Here is a 231-nt window from a genome sequence, read left to right as displayed (position 1 = left end):
CCCACGATGACACAACCTCTTTTTCTGATCGGGCCTCGGGGCTGTGGTAAAACAACGGTCGGAATGGCCCTTGCCGATTCGCTTAACCGTCGGTTTGTCGATACCGATCAGTGGTTGCAATCACAGCTCAATATGACGGTCGCGGAGATCGTCGAAAGGGAAGAGTGGGCGGGATTTCGCGCCAGAGAAACGGCGGCGCTGGAAGCGGTAACTGCGCCATCCACCGTTATC

1 protein-coding gene is annotated in these 231 nt (G+C 56.7%); it reads left to right on the top strand.

Features of this window, described 5'->3' with window-relative positions; all coding sequences use genetic code 11:
* Nucleotides 1-231 (top strand): shikimate kinase (locus P6709_RS20400; RefSeq protein WP_336619019.1); only part of this gene is annotated, 231 nt, incomplete at both ends.

Origin of the sequence: Jeotgalibacillus sp. ET6, assembly GCF_029667115.1 — a bacterium.
Classification (GTDB): domain Bacteria; phylum Bacillota; class Bacilli; order Bacillales; family Jeotgalibacillaceae; genus Jeotgalibacillus.
The sequence above is the reverse complement of the archived record's forward strand: the minus strand, read 5'-3'. Positions and strand labels throughout refer to the sequence as shown.